This is a genomic window from Streptomyces sp. f51 (assembly GCF_037940415.1).
Classification (GTDB): domain Bacteria; phylum Actinomycetota; class Actinomycetes; order Streptomycetales; family Streptomycetaceae; genus Streptomyces.
In genome coordinates this window covers 7,695,614-7,711,145 of sequence record NZ_CP149798.1, presented here as the reverse complement: position 1 = coordinate 7,711,145, position 15,532 = coordinate 7,695,614, and the positions used below count along the sequence as shown (strand labels likewise).

The following is a 15,532-nucleotide window of genomic DNA, read 5'->3' as shown; positions in this document are numbered from 1 at the left end:
TCCACCTACTTCTCTTCCAGGGCCAGGTCGACCAGTGCTTCGAGATCCAGGTCCGACAGTTCCTCCGCGCCGGCCGTCTCGTCGGCCGCCGGGGCGGGGGTGTGCGGCGTGGCGGCGCAGGCCAGGACCAGTTCGAGGACGCCCGCGCTGCGCAGGTGGTCGATGGGGACGGTCCGCAGCAGTTCGCGGATCGCCGCGTCCTCGTCCGTCCGGTCCGGTTCGCCGGCGGCTTCGGGGCGCAGCAAGTCGCTGATGTGGTCGCTCAGTTCGCGTGGTGTCGGGTAACTGAAGACGATGGTGGACGGCAGTCGAAGACCGGTGGAGGCGTTCAGGCGGTTGCAGAGTTCGACGGCGATCAGGGAGTCGGATCCAAGACGGGTGAAGGCCTCGTCGGCGTCGACCTTCGCGCCGGAGGTGTGGCCGAAGACGACGGCGACCTGGTCGCGGACCCATTCCAGGACGGTGGCCCGTGCCTGGTCGGCGGGCAGGCCGTTCAGGCGGGCGGGCAGTGCGGCCGGGCCGGTCTCCTGGGCGGTGGCGGCCCTGGTGCGGCGGGGGCGGCCGGTTTCGGCGAGGTCGCGCAGCAGTGGCGGCACCTGGGCGCTGTCGTGCTCGCGCAGGGCGGTGAGGTCCAGGTGGGCCGGGACGAGGGCCGCCGCCCCGTTGGTGCGGGCCGTGTCGAAGAGGGTCAGGGCGTCGGGGGTCGGCATGGCGGCGATGCCGGTGCGGCGCAGCCGGGAGAGGTCGGCGGCGTCGAGTTCGCCGGTCATGCCGCTGCTCTGTTCCCACCAGCCCCAGGCCAGGGAGGTGCCGGGCAGGCCGCGGGCCCTGCGGTGGGCTGCGAGGCCGTCCAGGAAGGCGTTGGCGGCGGCGTAGTTGGCCTGTCCCGCGGTGCCGAGGGTGCCGGCGAGGGCGGAGAACTGGAGGAACGCCGACAGGTGGTGGCCCCGGGTGAGTTCGTGGAGGTTGATCGCGCCGCCGGCCTTGGCGGCGAGGACGTGGTCGACGCTGTGGGCGGTCAGGGACTCGACGGTGCCGTCGGCGAGGGCGCCGGCGGCGTGCACGACGGCGGTCAGCGGGTGGCGGCCGGGCAGGGTCGTGAGCAGGTCCGCCACCGCGGCCCGGTTCCCGATGTCGACGGCGGCGACCTGGACGTGCGCTCCGGCGTCTTCGAGTTCGGCGACCAGGTCGGCGACGCCGTCGGCGGCGGGGCCGCTGCGGCTGGCCAGGAGGAGGCTGCGTACGCCGTGCCGGGTGACGAGGTGGCGGGCGACGAGGGAGCCCACTCCCCCGGTGCCGCCGGTGACCAGGACGGTGCCGCCGCCGAGGCCGTCGCCGATGTCGAGGACGAGTTTGCCGGTGTGGCGGCCCTGGCTCATCTCGCGGAAGACGGCGCGGGCGTCATCAATGTCGCGCAGGGACAGCGGGGTGAGCCGCACGTGTCCTTCGGTGAACAGGTCCATGACGGCGCGGAACATGTCCTGGATCGCGTCGGGGCCGGTCTCGTAGAGGTCGAAGGGCCGGTAGTGGACTCCGGGGTGGGCGGCCGCGATCCGGGCGGGGTCGCGGATGTCGGTCTTGCCCATCTCGACGAAGTGTCCGCCGCCGGGGAGCAGGGTCAGTGAGGCGTCGACGAAGGTGTGGGCGAGGGAGTTGAGGACGACGTCGACGCCGCGGCCGCCGGAGGTGGCCAGGAATTTCTCGGCGAAGTGCAGGTCGCGGGAGGACGCCAGGTGGGACTCGTCCAGTCCCAGGGCCTTGAGGGCGGGCCATTTGGCGGGGCTGGCGGTGGCGTAGATCTCGGCGCCCATGTGGCGGGCGAGTTGGACGGCGGCCATGCCGACGCCGCCCGCGGCGGCGTGGATGAGGACGCGCTGGCCCTTTTCGAGGCCGGCTGTGCGGACGAGGCCGTGGTAGGCGGTGAGGAAGGCGCAGGGCACGGAGGCGGCCTGGGCGTGGGTCCAGCCGTCGGGGACGGGGACGAGCATGCGGTGGTCGGCGACGGCGGTGCGGCCGAAGGCGCCGCTGAAGATGCCGGTCACGCGGTCGCCGGGGGCGAACGCGGTGACGTCGTCGGCGACTTCGAGGACGGTGCCGGAGCCTTCGCTGCCGAGTCCGGCGTCGATGGCGGTGCGCTCCACCAGGCCCAGCGCGATGGTGACGTCACGGAAGTTGAGTCCGGCGGCCTGTACGGCGATACGGACCTGACCCGACGTCAGGGGTGCCTGGACCTCGGGGCAGGGGATCCAGGTGAGGTTCTCCAGCGTGCCCCTGGCCTGGATGCCCAGGCGGTGGGCGCCGGCCGGCGCCGGTTGCAGACGGTGCTCCGCGGGGCGGGCCTCGGCCAGCCGCGGGATGAGCAACGTGCCCTCGCGCAGGGCGAGTTGGTTCTCCTCGCAGGCGAGTGCGGCGGGCAGGCGGGTGAGCGAGGTGTCGGTGCCGTCGAGGTCCAGCAGCCTGAATCGGCCGGGGTGTTCGGTGGCGGCGGAGCGGATCAGGCCCCAGACGGAGGCGCCGGGCAGGCTCTCGAGGTGCTCGCCGGTGCCGGTGTCGACGGCCAGGCGGGTGAGGACCACCAGCGTGGAGGCGGCCAGGGTGTCCTCGGCGAGGAAGCGCTGGACCTGTTCCAGGGCCCGTTTGTCGGCGTCGGCGACGGTGGTGAGGAGGTCGGGGCCGGGGGTGAGGAAGTCGTCCAGGGCCAGGACGATGTGGCGCGGTGGCTGCCCCGCGAGGACCTCGTCCAGCGAGCCGTGGCGGATCGCCCGTCCGCCGTTCGCGGCGGTGATCCGGGCGGCCAGGCCGTCCGGGGTGCCCAGGACGGCCCACTGCCCCGGGAGGGTCTCCTGCGGGTTCTCCTCGGCGGGGCGCCAGCGCAGTTCGTACAGCGGCTGCCGTGGTCCGCCGGGGGCGGTGCGGACCTGTGCGGCGCTGGCGGGGCGGAAGGCGAGCGTGCCGGCGGTGGCGACCGGGCGGCCGTGTTCGTCGGCGATCTCCAGACAGAGGGCGTCCTGGCCCGCCGGGGAGAGGCGGACCCGGACGGTGGGGGTGCACGTTCCGGTCAGGTGCACGCCGGACCAGGCGAAGGGCATGCGGCCCTGTTCGCCGGTGACCTCGATGATGCCGCCGGCCACGGACGCGTGCAGGACGGTGTCGAGCAGGGCCGGGTGGAGGGTGAAGGCGCCGCCGGCGGTGGGGTCGGTGGTGTCGGGGAGGGTGGCCAGGGCGAAGAGGTCCTCGCCGTGCCGCCAGACCTCCCGCAGTCCGCGGAAGAGCGGGCCGTAGTCGAATCCGGCGTCCGCGAACCGGTCGTAGAGGCCGCTGATGTCGAGCCGCTGTGCCCCGGCGGGCGGCCATACGGCGAGCGGGCCGGGGCCGGTGGCGGGGGTGGCCGCCGGTGGGGTGGCGGGGGCCAGGGTCCCGCTCGCGTGGCGGATCCAGCCGCCCTGGCCGGTGGTGTCCTCGCCCGGCTGTGCGTACAGGCCGAGCGAGCGGCGTCCGCTGTCGTCGGCCGCGCCGACGACGAGGCGTATCCGCAGGTCGCCGGTGTCGGGCAGGATCAGGGGGACGGCCAGGGTGAGTTCCTCGACGGTGCCGCATCCGGCGTGGGCGCCGGCCGCCAGGGCCAGGTCCAGGCAGGCGGTCGCGGGGACGACGACGGTGTCGAACACGCTGTGGTCGGCCAGCCAGCCGTGGGTGCGCTGGGACCACAGGCCGGTGAGGACCAGCTCGCCGGTGCCGGGGTGGTCCGCCACGGCGCCGAGCAGCGGGTGCGCGGGGGCGGTGAGGCCCGCGGAGGTGACGTCTGCGATGCCGGTTCCGGCGAGGAAGTCCAGCCAGTAGCGCTGCCGTTGGAAGGCGTACGTGGGCAGGTCCACGGTGCGGCGCGGGCCGGTCAGGGCGGCGAGGTCCACCGGGATGCCGTGCACGTGCAGGTGGGCCAGTGCGCCGAGCAGTGCCTGCGGGGCGGGGCGGTCGCGCCGTGACGCCGGGACGACCAGGGTGTCGTGGAAGCCCTCGCCGGCGAGGGCTTCCCTGGTGATGCCCGTGAGGGTCGCGCCGGGCCCCACCTCCACGAAGACGCCCGCGCCGGTGGCGCGGGCGCTGTCCACCGCGTCCCAGTAGCGCACGGGGTCGCGGACGTGGTCGACCCAGTAGCGGGCGGAGGTCAGCTCCTGGAGCGTGGCCGGGCGGCCCAGGCGGGTGGAGACGAGGGGAATGGTCATCTCGCCGTCGGGCAGGTCGCCGAGCTCCGCCGCGAACGCGTCGAGGATCGGGTCCATCAGCGGGGAGTGGAAGGCGTGGCCGACCGGGAGGAGCTTGGCCGAGATCCGGTCGGCGGTGAGCCGGTCGCGCAGGGCGTGGATCTGGTCGCGCAGGCCGGAGACGACCACGGACTCGGGGCCGTTGACGGCGGCGACGGCGATCCGGTCGTAGCCGTCGAGGAGGGTGGTGATGTGCTGGTGCGAGGTGCGGACGGCGAGCATGGCGCCGGGTTCGGTGACCGTCTGCATGAGGCGTCCGCGGGCGGCGACCAGGCGGGTCGCGGTGTCCAGGTCCAGGACGCCGGAGACATGGGCGGCGGCGATCTCGCCGACGGAGTGGCCGATGAGCCGGGCGGGTCTTGGGGCGTACTGGGTGAGGAGCCGGTAGAGGCTGACCTGGAGGGTGAACAGGGCGGGCTGGGCGATGTCGGTGCGGTCGGTGCCGGCGGGTTCGTCGGCGAGCAGGAGGGGCTTGAGGGGGTGGGGCAGGTGGGTGTCGAAGCGGGCGCAGATCTCGTCGAGGCTCCGCGCGAAGACGGGGTAGGTGTCGTACAGCCGGAGTGCCGCGCCCGCCCAGGGGGAGCCCTGGCCGGGGAACAGGTAGACCAGGTCGCCGGTTTCGCCGGCCGTGCCGCGTACGACGGCGGCGCTGTCCTTGTCCTGGCTCAGTGCCTGGAGCGCGTCGAGCAGTTCGTCGCGGTCGTGGCCGAGGACCACGGCGCGGTGCTCGAAGCGGGTGCGGCCGGAGAGCAGTGACCAGCCGGTGGCCAGGAGGTCGGGGTCCCTCTGGGCGGCGACGGCCTCGTGCAGGCTGCGTGCCTGGGCGCGCAGGGCCTGCCGTGAGCGGGCCGACAGCACCCAGGGCACCGGGGTGCCCTGGCAGTGGGGCGGGTGGTCCTCGTCGTCCTCGTCGTCCTCGGGGGGTGCCTGTTCCAGGATCACGTGGGCGTTGGTGCCGCTGACCCCGAACGCGGAGACGCCCGCGCGGCGGGGCCGGCCGTCGGCGGTGGTCCAGTCGCGGGCCTCGGTCAGCAGTTCCACGGCTCCGGCCGACCAGTCGATGTGAGTGGAGGGGCGGTCCACGTGCAGGGTCTGGGGCAGCACGCCGTGCCGCATCGCCATGAGCATCTTGATGACGCCGCCGACCCCGGCGGCGGCCTGGGTGTGCCCGATGTTCGACTTCAACGAGCCCAGCCACAAGGGGTCCTGGGTGTCGCGGTCCTGGCCGTAGGTGGCGAGCAGGGCGCCGGCTTCGATGGGGTCGCCGAGGGTGGTGCCGGTGCCGTGGGCCTCGACCGCGTCGACGTCGCCGGCGCTCAGGCGGGCGTTGGCCAGGGCGGCGCGGATCACACGCTGCTGCGCGGGGCCGCTGGGCGCGGTCAGTCCGTTGGAGGCGCCGTCCTGGTTGACGGCCGAGCCGCGGATCACGCCCCAGATGCGGCGGTTGTTGCGGCGGGCATCGGAGAGCCGTTCCAGGACGAGCATGCCGACGCCCTCGGCGAAGCCGGTGCCGTCCGCGGCGTCCGCGAACGCCTTGCACCGGCCGTCGACGGACAGGCCGCGCTGCTTGGACATCTCCCGGAACACCTGGGGCATCCCGACGACGGTGACACCGCCGGCCAGGGCCAGCGTGCACTCGCCCTGCCGCAGCGACTGCACCGCCTGGTGCACCGCGACCAGCGAGGACGAGCAGGCGGTGTCGGTGGACAGGGCCGGTCCCTCCAAGCCCAGTGCGTACGCGATGCGCCCGGAGGCCACGCTCAGCAGGGAGCCGGTCTGCGCGTAGCCCGCGATGGCCTCGGGGGTGGTGAAGTGGTTGCCGTAGCCGAAGTAGGCGAGTCCGGCGAACACTCCGGTGTCGCTGCCGCGCAGGGACTCGGGGTCGATGCCGGCCCGTTCCACGCACTCCCAGGAGGTTTCCAGCAGGAGGCGCTGCTGCGGGTCGGCGGACAGGGCCTCGCGCGGGTTGATCCCGAAGAATTCGGCGTCGAAGTCACCGGCGTCGTAGAGGAATCCGCCCTTGCGGGTGTAGCAGGTGCCGGGGTGGTCGGGGTCGGGGTCGTAGAAGGTGTCGAGGTTCCAGTTGCGGTCGCCGGGGAAGTCGCCGACGACGTCCGCGCCCTGGCGTACGAGTTCCCACAGGTCCTCGGGTGAGGTGACTCCGCCCGGGTAGCGGCAGGCGGCGCCCACGATGGCGATGGGTTCGCCGGCGGCGTCGGTCAGTTCCTGAAGGCGTCTGCGGGTCTCGATCAGTTCGATCGAGGTGCGCTTGAGGTAGTCGAGCACCTCGTCGTTGTTGTCGTTTGTCATCGCTTTTTTCCCCTAGCCGAGCTCTTTGTCGAGCAGCGCGAGAAGCTCTCCCGCCGAGGCCGCGCCGATCTGGCCGACGATGGCGGCGGGCGAGTCGTCGTCGCCCGCCGTCGGGCGGACTCGGCCCTGCAAGGTGCCGAGCAGCGTGGAAATGGTGGTCCGGTCCCGCTCCGCGAGCGTGCGCAGCGTGTCCTCGATCCGGGCGCCGAGTTCCTCGATCTCCTTGACCAGGTGATCGGCGGGTGACGGCTGTGCGGCGGCGGGGTCCGGGGTGATGCGCGTGCCCAGGAACCGGGCGACGGCGGTGGGGGTCGGGTGGTCGAAGACGAGGGTGGCGGGCAGTTTCAGGCCGGTGGCCGCCGCCAGTTTGTTGCGCAGTTCCAGGGCGGTGAGCGAGTCGATGCCCAGTGTCTTGAAGGTCGCCGTGGGGCCGACCCGGCCGGTGTCGGCGTGGGCGAGGACGCGTGCGGTCTGGGTCCGTACGGCGTCCAGCAGCACGGTGTGTGCCTCGTCGGCGGGCAGGGAGCGCAGCCGCTGTTCCAGCGGCACGTCGGCGATCCCGGGGCCTGCGGGGTCCTCGGGTCCGGGGGCGGTCCGGGCGAGGGTGCGCAGCAGCGGGGAGACCGTCTGCCCGGCCCGGGCGGTGGCGGTGGCGGTCGGGTCGAGCAGGGCCGGGACGAGGACCGGCTCGCCGGTGGTGACGGCCGCGTCGAAGAGGGCGAGTCCTTCCTGCGAGGACAGGGGCCGCACGCCCTGGCGGCGCATGCGTTCGACGTCGGCTTCGCCGAGGCCGGCGCTCATGTCGCTGCGTTCGGCCCAAAAGCCCCAGCACAGTGCGGAGGCCGTGAGCCCCTGGCCGTGGCGGGCCTCGGCGAGGCCGTTGAGGAAGGCGTTGGCGGCGGCGTAGTTGGCCTGTCCGGGGGTGCCCAGGACGCTGGAGACGGAGGAGAACAGCACGAACGCGGAGAGCGGGAGGTGGCGGGTCAGTTCGTGCAGGTGCCAGGCGCCGCGGACCTTCGGTGCGAGGACGGCGTCGAGGCGGTCCTCGGTCAGGGCCTGGACGACGCCGTCGTCCAGGACGCCGGCGCAGTGGACCACCGCGGTCAGCGGGTGCTCGCCGGGGATGTGGGCGAGCAGTCCGGCGACGGCGTCGCGGCTGGTGACGTCGCAGGCCACGATGTCGGCGTGGGCGCCGGCCGCGGTCAGCTCCGCGCGCAGCGCGGCCGCGGCGGGGGCGGCCGGTCCGCGTCTGCTGGTCAGCAGCAGCCTGCGGACGCCGTGGTGTTCGGCGAGGTGGCGGGCCAGGATCGCGCCGAGGCCGCTGGTGCCGCCGGTGATGAGCACCGTGCCGGAGCCGAGCGGGGCCTCCCGTGGTGCCCTCTCGCGGGGCGGGGCGGGGGTGGCGTGGGCCAGTTGGGGGGTGCTGACGTGGCCGGCCCGGATCTTGAGCTGGGCCTCGCCGGTGGCGGCGGCCGCCGGGAGCAGGGCCAGGGACTCGGGCCGGCCGTCGGTGTCGATCAGGGTGAAGCGCTGCGGGTTCTCGGACTGCGCGGTGCGCACGAAGCCCCAGATCGCGGCCGCGGCGGGGTCGGCGTGGGCGACCTGGTCGTCGTGGAAGGCGTCGCGGGTCACCAGGACCAGGCGGGAGGCGGCGAACCGGTCGTCGGCGAGCCAGTCCTGGGTCCGGCGCAGTACCTGGTGCAGGCGCTGTTCGGTGGCGGCGGGCGCGTCGGTGCGGCCGGCACCGGCGGTGTCGAGGCGGGCGACGACGACGGGGGGTGTCTCGGTGTCGGACGCGGCGAGTTCGGTGAGGCTGCTGAACCCGGTGCGGCCGGTGAGGTCGGTGAAGGCCGGTCCGTCCTCTGCTTCCGGCACGCTGTCGTGGCCGTCCGGCTGCCCGGGGGGCACGGTGACGGGGGCCCAGTCCACCCGGAACAGGGCGTCCTGGTGGTCGAAGGCCAGCGCGGTGAGCCGGTCGGTGTCCGCGGGTCGCAGACTCAGTGAGGCGATGGCGCCGAGCGGTGTCCCGCCGGCGTCCGCGAGGGTGACGGACAGGGTGTTCTCCCCCGCGGGGGCGAGCCGCACGCGCAGGCCGGCCGTCCGGGCGGAGCCCAGGCGCAGTCCCGTGCAGTGGAAGGGCAGCAGGGCCTGGGGCCGGGGGGCGCCGGGGGGCTGTGCCAGGGCGGCCGGGAGCAGGGCCGTGGCCAGCAGGGCCGGGTGGATACGGAAGCGGCTGTGCTCGGTGGTGTCGGCCGCGGGGGCTTCGACCTCGGCGAACAGGGTGTCGCCCTTGCGCCAGACCGTCCGGGTGCCGCGCAGCAGGGGGCCGAGGGTGAGGCCGAGGGCCGAGAGGGCGGTGTGCTGGTCGTCGAGGGGCACCGGGGTGGCGCCCGGGGGCGGCCATGCGGTGAGGGCGTCGGGGGCCGGTGCGGTGCCGGGCGTGATGGTCCCGGTGGCGTTGCGGGTCCAGCGGCTGTCGCCGTCGGCGCGCGAGTGGATGCCGATCACGCCGTTGCCGTCGGCCGTGACGCGGATCTCGCGTTCGGCGGTGCGGGAGAGCACCAGCGGGGTCTCCAGGGTGAGTTCGCCGACGGTGTCGTGGCCGGTGCGGTGGGCCGCCCAGGCCGCGAGTTCGGCCAGGGCCGCCCAGGGCACCAGGACGGCACCGTGGACGACGTGGTCGGCGAGCCAGGGGTGGCGTTCCAGCGACAGGCGTCCGCCGCCCACCACTCCCCCGCGACCACCGTCACCGTCGCCGTCGCCGTCGCCGTCATGGTGGGGCAGGTCGATGACGGTGTCGAGCAGCGGGTGGTCGGAGGTGCTCGCGGCGGTGGTCTCGGCGGGGGTGTTCAGCCAGTAGCGGCGGCGCTGGAAGGCGTACGTGGGCAGTTCGGCCCCCGGTCCGCGGGTGCCGGGGAAGGCCGCGTCCCAGGAGACGGCGGTGCCGGCGACGAAGGCCTCGGCCGCCGACCGGTAGAGCCGGTCGAGGCCGCCCTCGCCGCGGCGCAGTGACCCCACCACGTGTCCGGTGGCGCCGGGGGTGGTGTCGAACATCTCCTGGACGGTCATGACGAGCAGGGGGTGCGGGCTGAGTTCGACGACGGTGCTGTCGGGTTCCCGCTCGACCAGGCGTCCCATGGCGGTGGCGAACTGCACCGGGCGGCGTAGGTTGCGGTACCAGTAGCCGGCGTCCAGTTCGAGGGGGTCGATCAGGTGGCCGGTGACGGTGGAGTAGATCTCCACCGGGGTGGGCCGGGGGGTGATGGGGCCGAGTTCCCGCTGGAGGCGGCCGTCGAAGCGGTCCATCAGCGGTGAGTGGCCGGGGACGCTGGACTTGATCAGCCGGGCGCGGGCGCCCTGGGCCTGGCAGGCCGCGACGAGCTCCTCGACCGCGGCGGTCTCGCCCGAGACGGTCGTGGAGCTGGGTCCGTTCACGGCGGCGACGCCGATGCGGGACTCCTGGCCCGCGAGCAGTTTCTGCACGCGCTCCTCGGGCAGCAGGATGCCGGCCATGCTGCCCTGTCCGGTGACCGTGGCCAGCAGCCGGGAGCGCAGGGCGACGATCCTGGCGGCGTCGTCGAGGGTCAGGGCGCCGGCCACGTAGGCGGCGGCGATCTCGCCCTGGGAGTGGCCGATGACCACGTCGGGGCTCACTCCCAGCGAGCGCCAGACCTGGGCGAGCGCCACCATCACCGCGAACAGCACCGGCTGGACGACGTCGATGTCCTCCAGGTCGGCGGACCGGGGTCCGCCGCAGACGGTGTCGATCAGCGGCCAGGACACCCACGGTTCCAGCGCCTTGGCGCAGGCGCGCAGTTCGGCGGCGAAGACGGGTGAGGTGTCCATGAGTTCGCGGCCCATCGCGATCCACTGGGCGCCCTGGCCGGGGAAGACGAAGACGGTCCGGCCGACCGGTCCGGCGGCGCCGGACACCGCGCCGGAGGGGGGTTCCTGTCCCGCGGCGACGGCGGCGAGGCGGGCGAGGAGTTCGTCGCGGTCGGCGCCGATGACGACCTGGCGGTGTTCGAAGAGCGAGCGGGTCCGCGTCAGCGCGTGTCCCACGTCCGCCGCCGTCAGTCCGGCATCGGCGGCGACGTGCTCGCGCAGCCGCGCCGCCTGCTCGCGCAGGGCCTGCTCCGAGCGGGCCGAGAGCACCCAGGGAACGGCCGCGCCGGTGGCGGGCCGCACGGCGTCCGGGGCCGGGGCCCGGTCCGGCTCCACGGCTGCGGCGGCCAGGGTTTGGCCCGGTGCTGCGGCGGCCGGGGCCTGGTCCGGTTCTACGGTGGCCGGGGTCTGGCCCGGTGCTGCGGTCCGGTCCGGTTCTACGGTGGTGGTGGCCGGGGCCTGTTCGAGGATGAGGTGGGCGTTGGTGCCGCTGATGCCGAAGGACGACACGCCCGCGCGGCGGGGCCGGCCGTCGGCGGTGGCCCAGTCGCGGGCCTCGGTCAGCAGTTCCACGGCTCCGGCCGACCAGTCGACGTGGGTGGAGGGGCGGTCCACGTGCAGGGTCCGGGGCAGCACGCCGTGCCGCATCGCCATGACCATCTTGATGACGCCGCCGACCCCGGCGGCGGCCTGGGTGTGCCCGATGTTCGACTTCAACGAGCCCAGCCACAACGGGGCTCGGTCCTCGCGGCCCTGGCCGTAGGTGGCGAGCAGGGCCTCGGCCTCCATGGGGTCGCCGAGCCGGGTGCCGGTGCCGTGGGCCTCGACCGCGTCCACCTCGCCGGCCGAGAGCCCGGCGTCGGCCAGGGCGGCCCGGATGACCCGCTGCTGGGCCAGGGTGTTCGGCGCGGTCAGGCCGTTGGAGGCGCCGTCCTGGTTGACGGCCGAGCCGCGGATCACGCCCCAGATGCGGCGGTTGTTGCGGCGGGCGTCGCAGAGCCGTTCCAGGACCAGGACGCCGGCGCCCTCGGAGAAGCCGGTGCCGTCCGCCGCGTCCGCGAAGGCCTTGCACCGGCCGTCGGCGGACAGGCCCCGCTGGCGGGCCAGTTCCACGAACATCCCCGGGGACGGCAGCGCGGACACCCCGCCGGCCAGGGCCAGCGTGCACTCCCCCGACCGCAGGGACCGTACGGCCTGGTGGACGGCGACCAGGGAGGCGGAGCAGGCGGTGTCGGTGGAGACGGCCGGGCCCTCAAGGCCCAGGACGTAGGCCACGCGGCCCGAGGCGACGCTGAGGTAGGTGCCGGTGAGCTGGAATCCCTCCACCTCGCCTGCCGCGCCGCCGCCGACCCGGGGGCCGTAGTCGACGCCGTACAGGCCGGTGAACACGCCGGTCGGTGAGCCGCGCAGGGCGGACGGGTCGATGCCCGCCCGTTCCAGTGCCTCCCAGGTCGTCTCCAGCATCAGCCGCTGCTGCGGGTCCATGGCCAGCGCCTCACGGGGGCTGATGCCGAAGAACTCCGCGTCGAAGTCCGGGAGTTCGGGCAGGAAGCCGCCGGTGCGGGTGTAGGTCCTGCCGTGCGCGGCGGGGTCGGGGTCGTAGAGCGCCTCGACGTCCCAGCCGCGGTCGGCGGGGAAGTCGCCCATGGCGTCCACTTCGCCGGACACGACGTTCCACAGGTCTTCGGGGGAGGTGACCCCGCCCGGGAAGCGACACCCCACCCCCACGACGGCGATGGGCTCGCGCGCGGACTCCTCCAGCTCGCGCACCCGCTCGCGCAGTTCCTGCGCGTCGCCGACGGCACGTCGCAAGTAGGAGCGGAGCTTGTCGACTTCCTCCACCAGGGGCCTCCCTCAACGGTTGATTGGACGAACGGGTGCGGCTGGACGTGTCCGCTACACGTATCCGCGGTCGATCAAGGCGAAGAGATCGTCGTCGCCGCTCTCGGCCTGGACCGGCTGCTCCACCGGCTCCGCGGGGGCGGGGGCCGGCGGCTTCAGGAGGGCGAAGAGGTGGTCGGCGAGCGCTCGCGGTGTGGGGTGGCTGAAGGCGACGGTGGCCGGGAGGCGTACTCCGGCCGCCGTGTTGAGCCGGTTGCGCAGTTCCACCGCGGTCGAGGAGTCGAAGCCCAGGGCCTTGAAGGTCTCGCCCGCCCGTGCCTGGAGGTCGGCGGGTGTCAGGGCCAGGCCCTTGGCGGTCAGGAGGGCGGCGGTCTCGGCGCACACGAGGGCGCGGGCGGCCGACGGCGAGTCGGGGCCGGCCGTGCGCGCCTCCGGGCCGTTGGCGGGTGCGGCGGGCTCGTCCGGGCCGGCGGTCAGCCAGTGGCGCCGGCGCTGGAAGGGGTAGGCCGGCAGGCCGATCCGGTGGGCGGGGGCGGGGGTGAGGGCCGCCGTCCAGTCCACCGGCACACCGCGTACGTGCAGTTCGGCCAGCGACGCCAGGACCTTGCCGGCGCCGCCGTCGTGGCGGCTGAGGGTGCCCACCACCGCGGGCGGGGCGGCCAGCGCCTCGGCGGCCTCCTCCATCGCGACCTGGAGCACGGGGTGCGGGCTGATCTCCACGTACACGCCGCCGCGTTCGCGCATCAGGTTCTCCACGACCTCGCCGAAGCGGACGGTCGAGCGCAGGTTGGCGTACCAGTAGTCGGCGTCGAGTGTGCGGGTGTCCAGCGGGGCCGCGGTGACGGTGGAGTGGAACTCCACGGCCGTCTCACGGGGGGTGATGCCGGCGGCGGCCGCGAGGACCTTCTCGCGGATGCGTTCGACGTGGTGGGAGTGGGAGGCGTACTCGATCCTGACGCGGCGGACCCGGACGCCGTCCTCGGCGGCCCGGGCGGCGAACTCCTCCAGGGCCGGGAGGTCTCCGGCGATCACCACGGAGGCCGGTCCGTTGACGGCGGCCACGGACAGCCGCCCGGGCCGGTGTCCGAGGCGTTCCTCGACCCAGGTCAGGGGTGCGGCGACCGCGTTCAGGCCGCCGAGGCCCGCCAGGTCGGTCAGGGCCTGGCTGCGCAGGGCGACGATCCGTGCCGCGTCCTCCAGGCTGAGCGCGCCGGCCGCGCAGGCCGCGGCGATCTCTCCCTGGGAGTGCCCCACCACCACGTCGGGGACCACGCCGAGCGAGCGCCACAGTTCGGCGAGGGAGACCATCATCGCGAACAGCGCGGGCTGGACGACGGCGTCCCCGCGCTCCAGCGACGGTGCCGTCCTCGCCCCGGTCACCAGGTCCAGCAGGGACCAGTCGAGCCAGGGGTCCAGGGCTTTCGCGCAGGCGTCGACGGCGCGGGCGAAGACCGGGGACTGGGCGTAGAGCCGTCTGCCCATGTCCGGCCACTGCGATCCCTGGCCGGGGAAGACGAAGACGACGGGTCCGGTGGGTCCGGTGGCGGTGCCGCGCACGGCCCGTGCGGCGGAGCCGCCGGCCGCGACCGTGGTGAGGCCGGCCAGTGCCTGGTCGCGGTCGTCGGCCAGGACGACGGCCCGGTGCTCGAACAGCCGGCGGGTCGTGGCGAGCGCGTGGCCGATCGCCGGTGCCGGCAGGGAGGGGTCGGCGGTGACGAGGTCGTGCAGGCGGGCGGCCTGCCGGCGCAGGGCCTGTTCCGAGCGGGCGGACAGGATCCAGGGCACCGCCGTCCCGGCGGCGATCGCCGGGGTGGTGTCCTGGTGGGCGGTGGGCGGTTCGTGCCGCGGGGCGGGGGCCTGTTCGAGGACGACGTGGGCGTTGGTGCCGCCCATGCCGATCGAGGTGACTCCCGCCCGGCGTGGCCGGCCGGGTCCGGCGGGCCAGGGCCGCAGCGCGCGCGGGACGTCGAAGTCGTCGTGGAAGCCGGGGACGGCGGGGGTGGTGAAGTCCGGGGTGGGGACCAGGTGGGCGCGGTCGAGGCAGAGCACGGCCTTCACGAAGCCGGTGATGCCCGCGGCCGGCTCCAGGTGGCCGACGTTCGCCTTGACGGAGCCGATGGCCAGCGGGCGGCTGCGGCCGCTCGTGCGGAACACCTGCCGCAGGCCCGCCAGTTCGGCGGGGTCGCCGAGCCGGGTGCCGGTGCCGTGGGCCTCGACGTAGTCGACGTCCTCGAAGCCGATGCCCGCGCGGGCGACGGCGGACAGGACGGCCGCCGCCTGCCCGGTGGGGCTGGGGTCGGGCATCCGGGAGGAGGCTCCTGCGCTGTTGACGCCCCAGCCGCGGACCACCGCGTAGATGTGGTCGCCGTCGGCGACGGCGAGGTCGAGCCGTTTGAGGACGACGAACGCGCCGCCCTCGCCGCGGATGAAGCCGTTGGCCCGGGCGTCGAAGGGGTGGCAGCGGCCGTCGGGCGAGAGCGCGCCCAGGTTCGCCAGGCCCGCGCCCGCCTCGGGGTCGACGATCAGGTGGACGCCGCCGGCGATCGCCGTGTCCACCGCTCCGGCGCGGATGCGGTCGCACGTCAGCGCCAGCGACACCAGGGAGGAGGACTGGCCCGAGTCCGCGCACAGGCTCAGCCCGCGGACGTCGAACAGGTGCGAGATCCGGTTCGCGATCAGCGCGCCGCTGGAGCCCAGTGCCGCGTAGTGGTCGTCGCGGTCGCTGCCCGAGGTCCTGCGCAGCAGGTCGTAGCCGGAGGGGGCGGCGCCGACGACGACGTCGACCTCGCGGCCGGCGAGGGCGTCCGCGGGCAGGCGGGCGTCCTCGACGGCCTCCCAGGCGAGTTCCAGGCCGAGGCGCTGCACGGGGTCCATGGCCGCCGCCTCGCCGGGCGTGATGTCGAAGAAGGCGGCGTCGAAGCCGTCGACGGATGCGAGGAAGGAGCCGGAGCCCAGGGTGGCGGCGTCCGGGTGGGACAGGTACGCCGACCGGGCGTCAACAGCCCGGGGCCCTGGGAACGTGCCGATGGTGGACCGGCCCTCGCGCAGCAGGTCCCAGAACTCGGCGACGCCGTGCACACCGGGGTAGCGGCACGACATCCCGATCACGGCAATATCGGTGGCTGCGCCACTCATGTGTGTTCCTTCCGGTTCCTTCGGTGTACGGCGGGCACGAGCGGCGTCGCGGGGCTCACGGCCGGGGCGGTGGTGCGGGGTTCACGGCGACCGGCGGG

At 74.6% G+C, this 15,532-nt stretch carries 3 protein-coding genes; all 3 read right to left on the bottom strand.

The features are described from left to right. Nucleotides 1–5: 5 nt before the first annotated feature. Genes WJM95_RS33490 through WJM95_RS33480 form a run of 3 tightly spaced genes read right to left on the bottom strand, consistent with a single transcriptional unit; the run spans nt 6 to nt 15,434 of the window. Nucleotides 6–6,572 (bottom strand): SDR family NAD(P)-dependent oxidoreductase, encoded by a 6,567-nt coding sequence (locus WJM95_RS33490; RefSeq protein ID WP_339134628.1) that lies wholly within the window; start codon nt 6,570–6,572, stop codon nt 6–8. A gap of 12 nt (nt 6,573–6,584) precedes the next feature. Next, complete coding sequence (locus WJM95_RS33485; protein ID WP_339134626.1) at nt 6,585–12,299, bottom strand: SDR family NAD(P)-dependent oxidoreductase; 5,715 nt, start codon at nt 12,297–12,299, stop codon at nt 6,585–6,587. A 54-nt stretch (nt 12,300–12,353) separates the two neighbouring features. Next, nucleotides 12,354–15,434 carry a type I polyketide synthase gene (locus WJM95_RS33480; RefSeq protein ID WP_339134624.1) on the bottom strand — a complete coding sequence of 1,027 codons (3,081 nt, stop codon included), beginning with the start codon at nt 15,432–15,434 and terminating at the stop codon, nt 12,354–12,356. Nucleotides 15,435–15,532 lie beyond the last annotated feature (98 nt).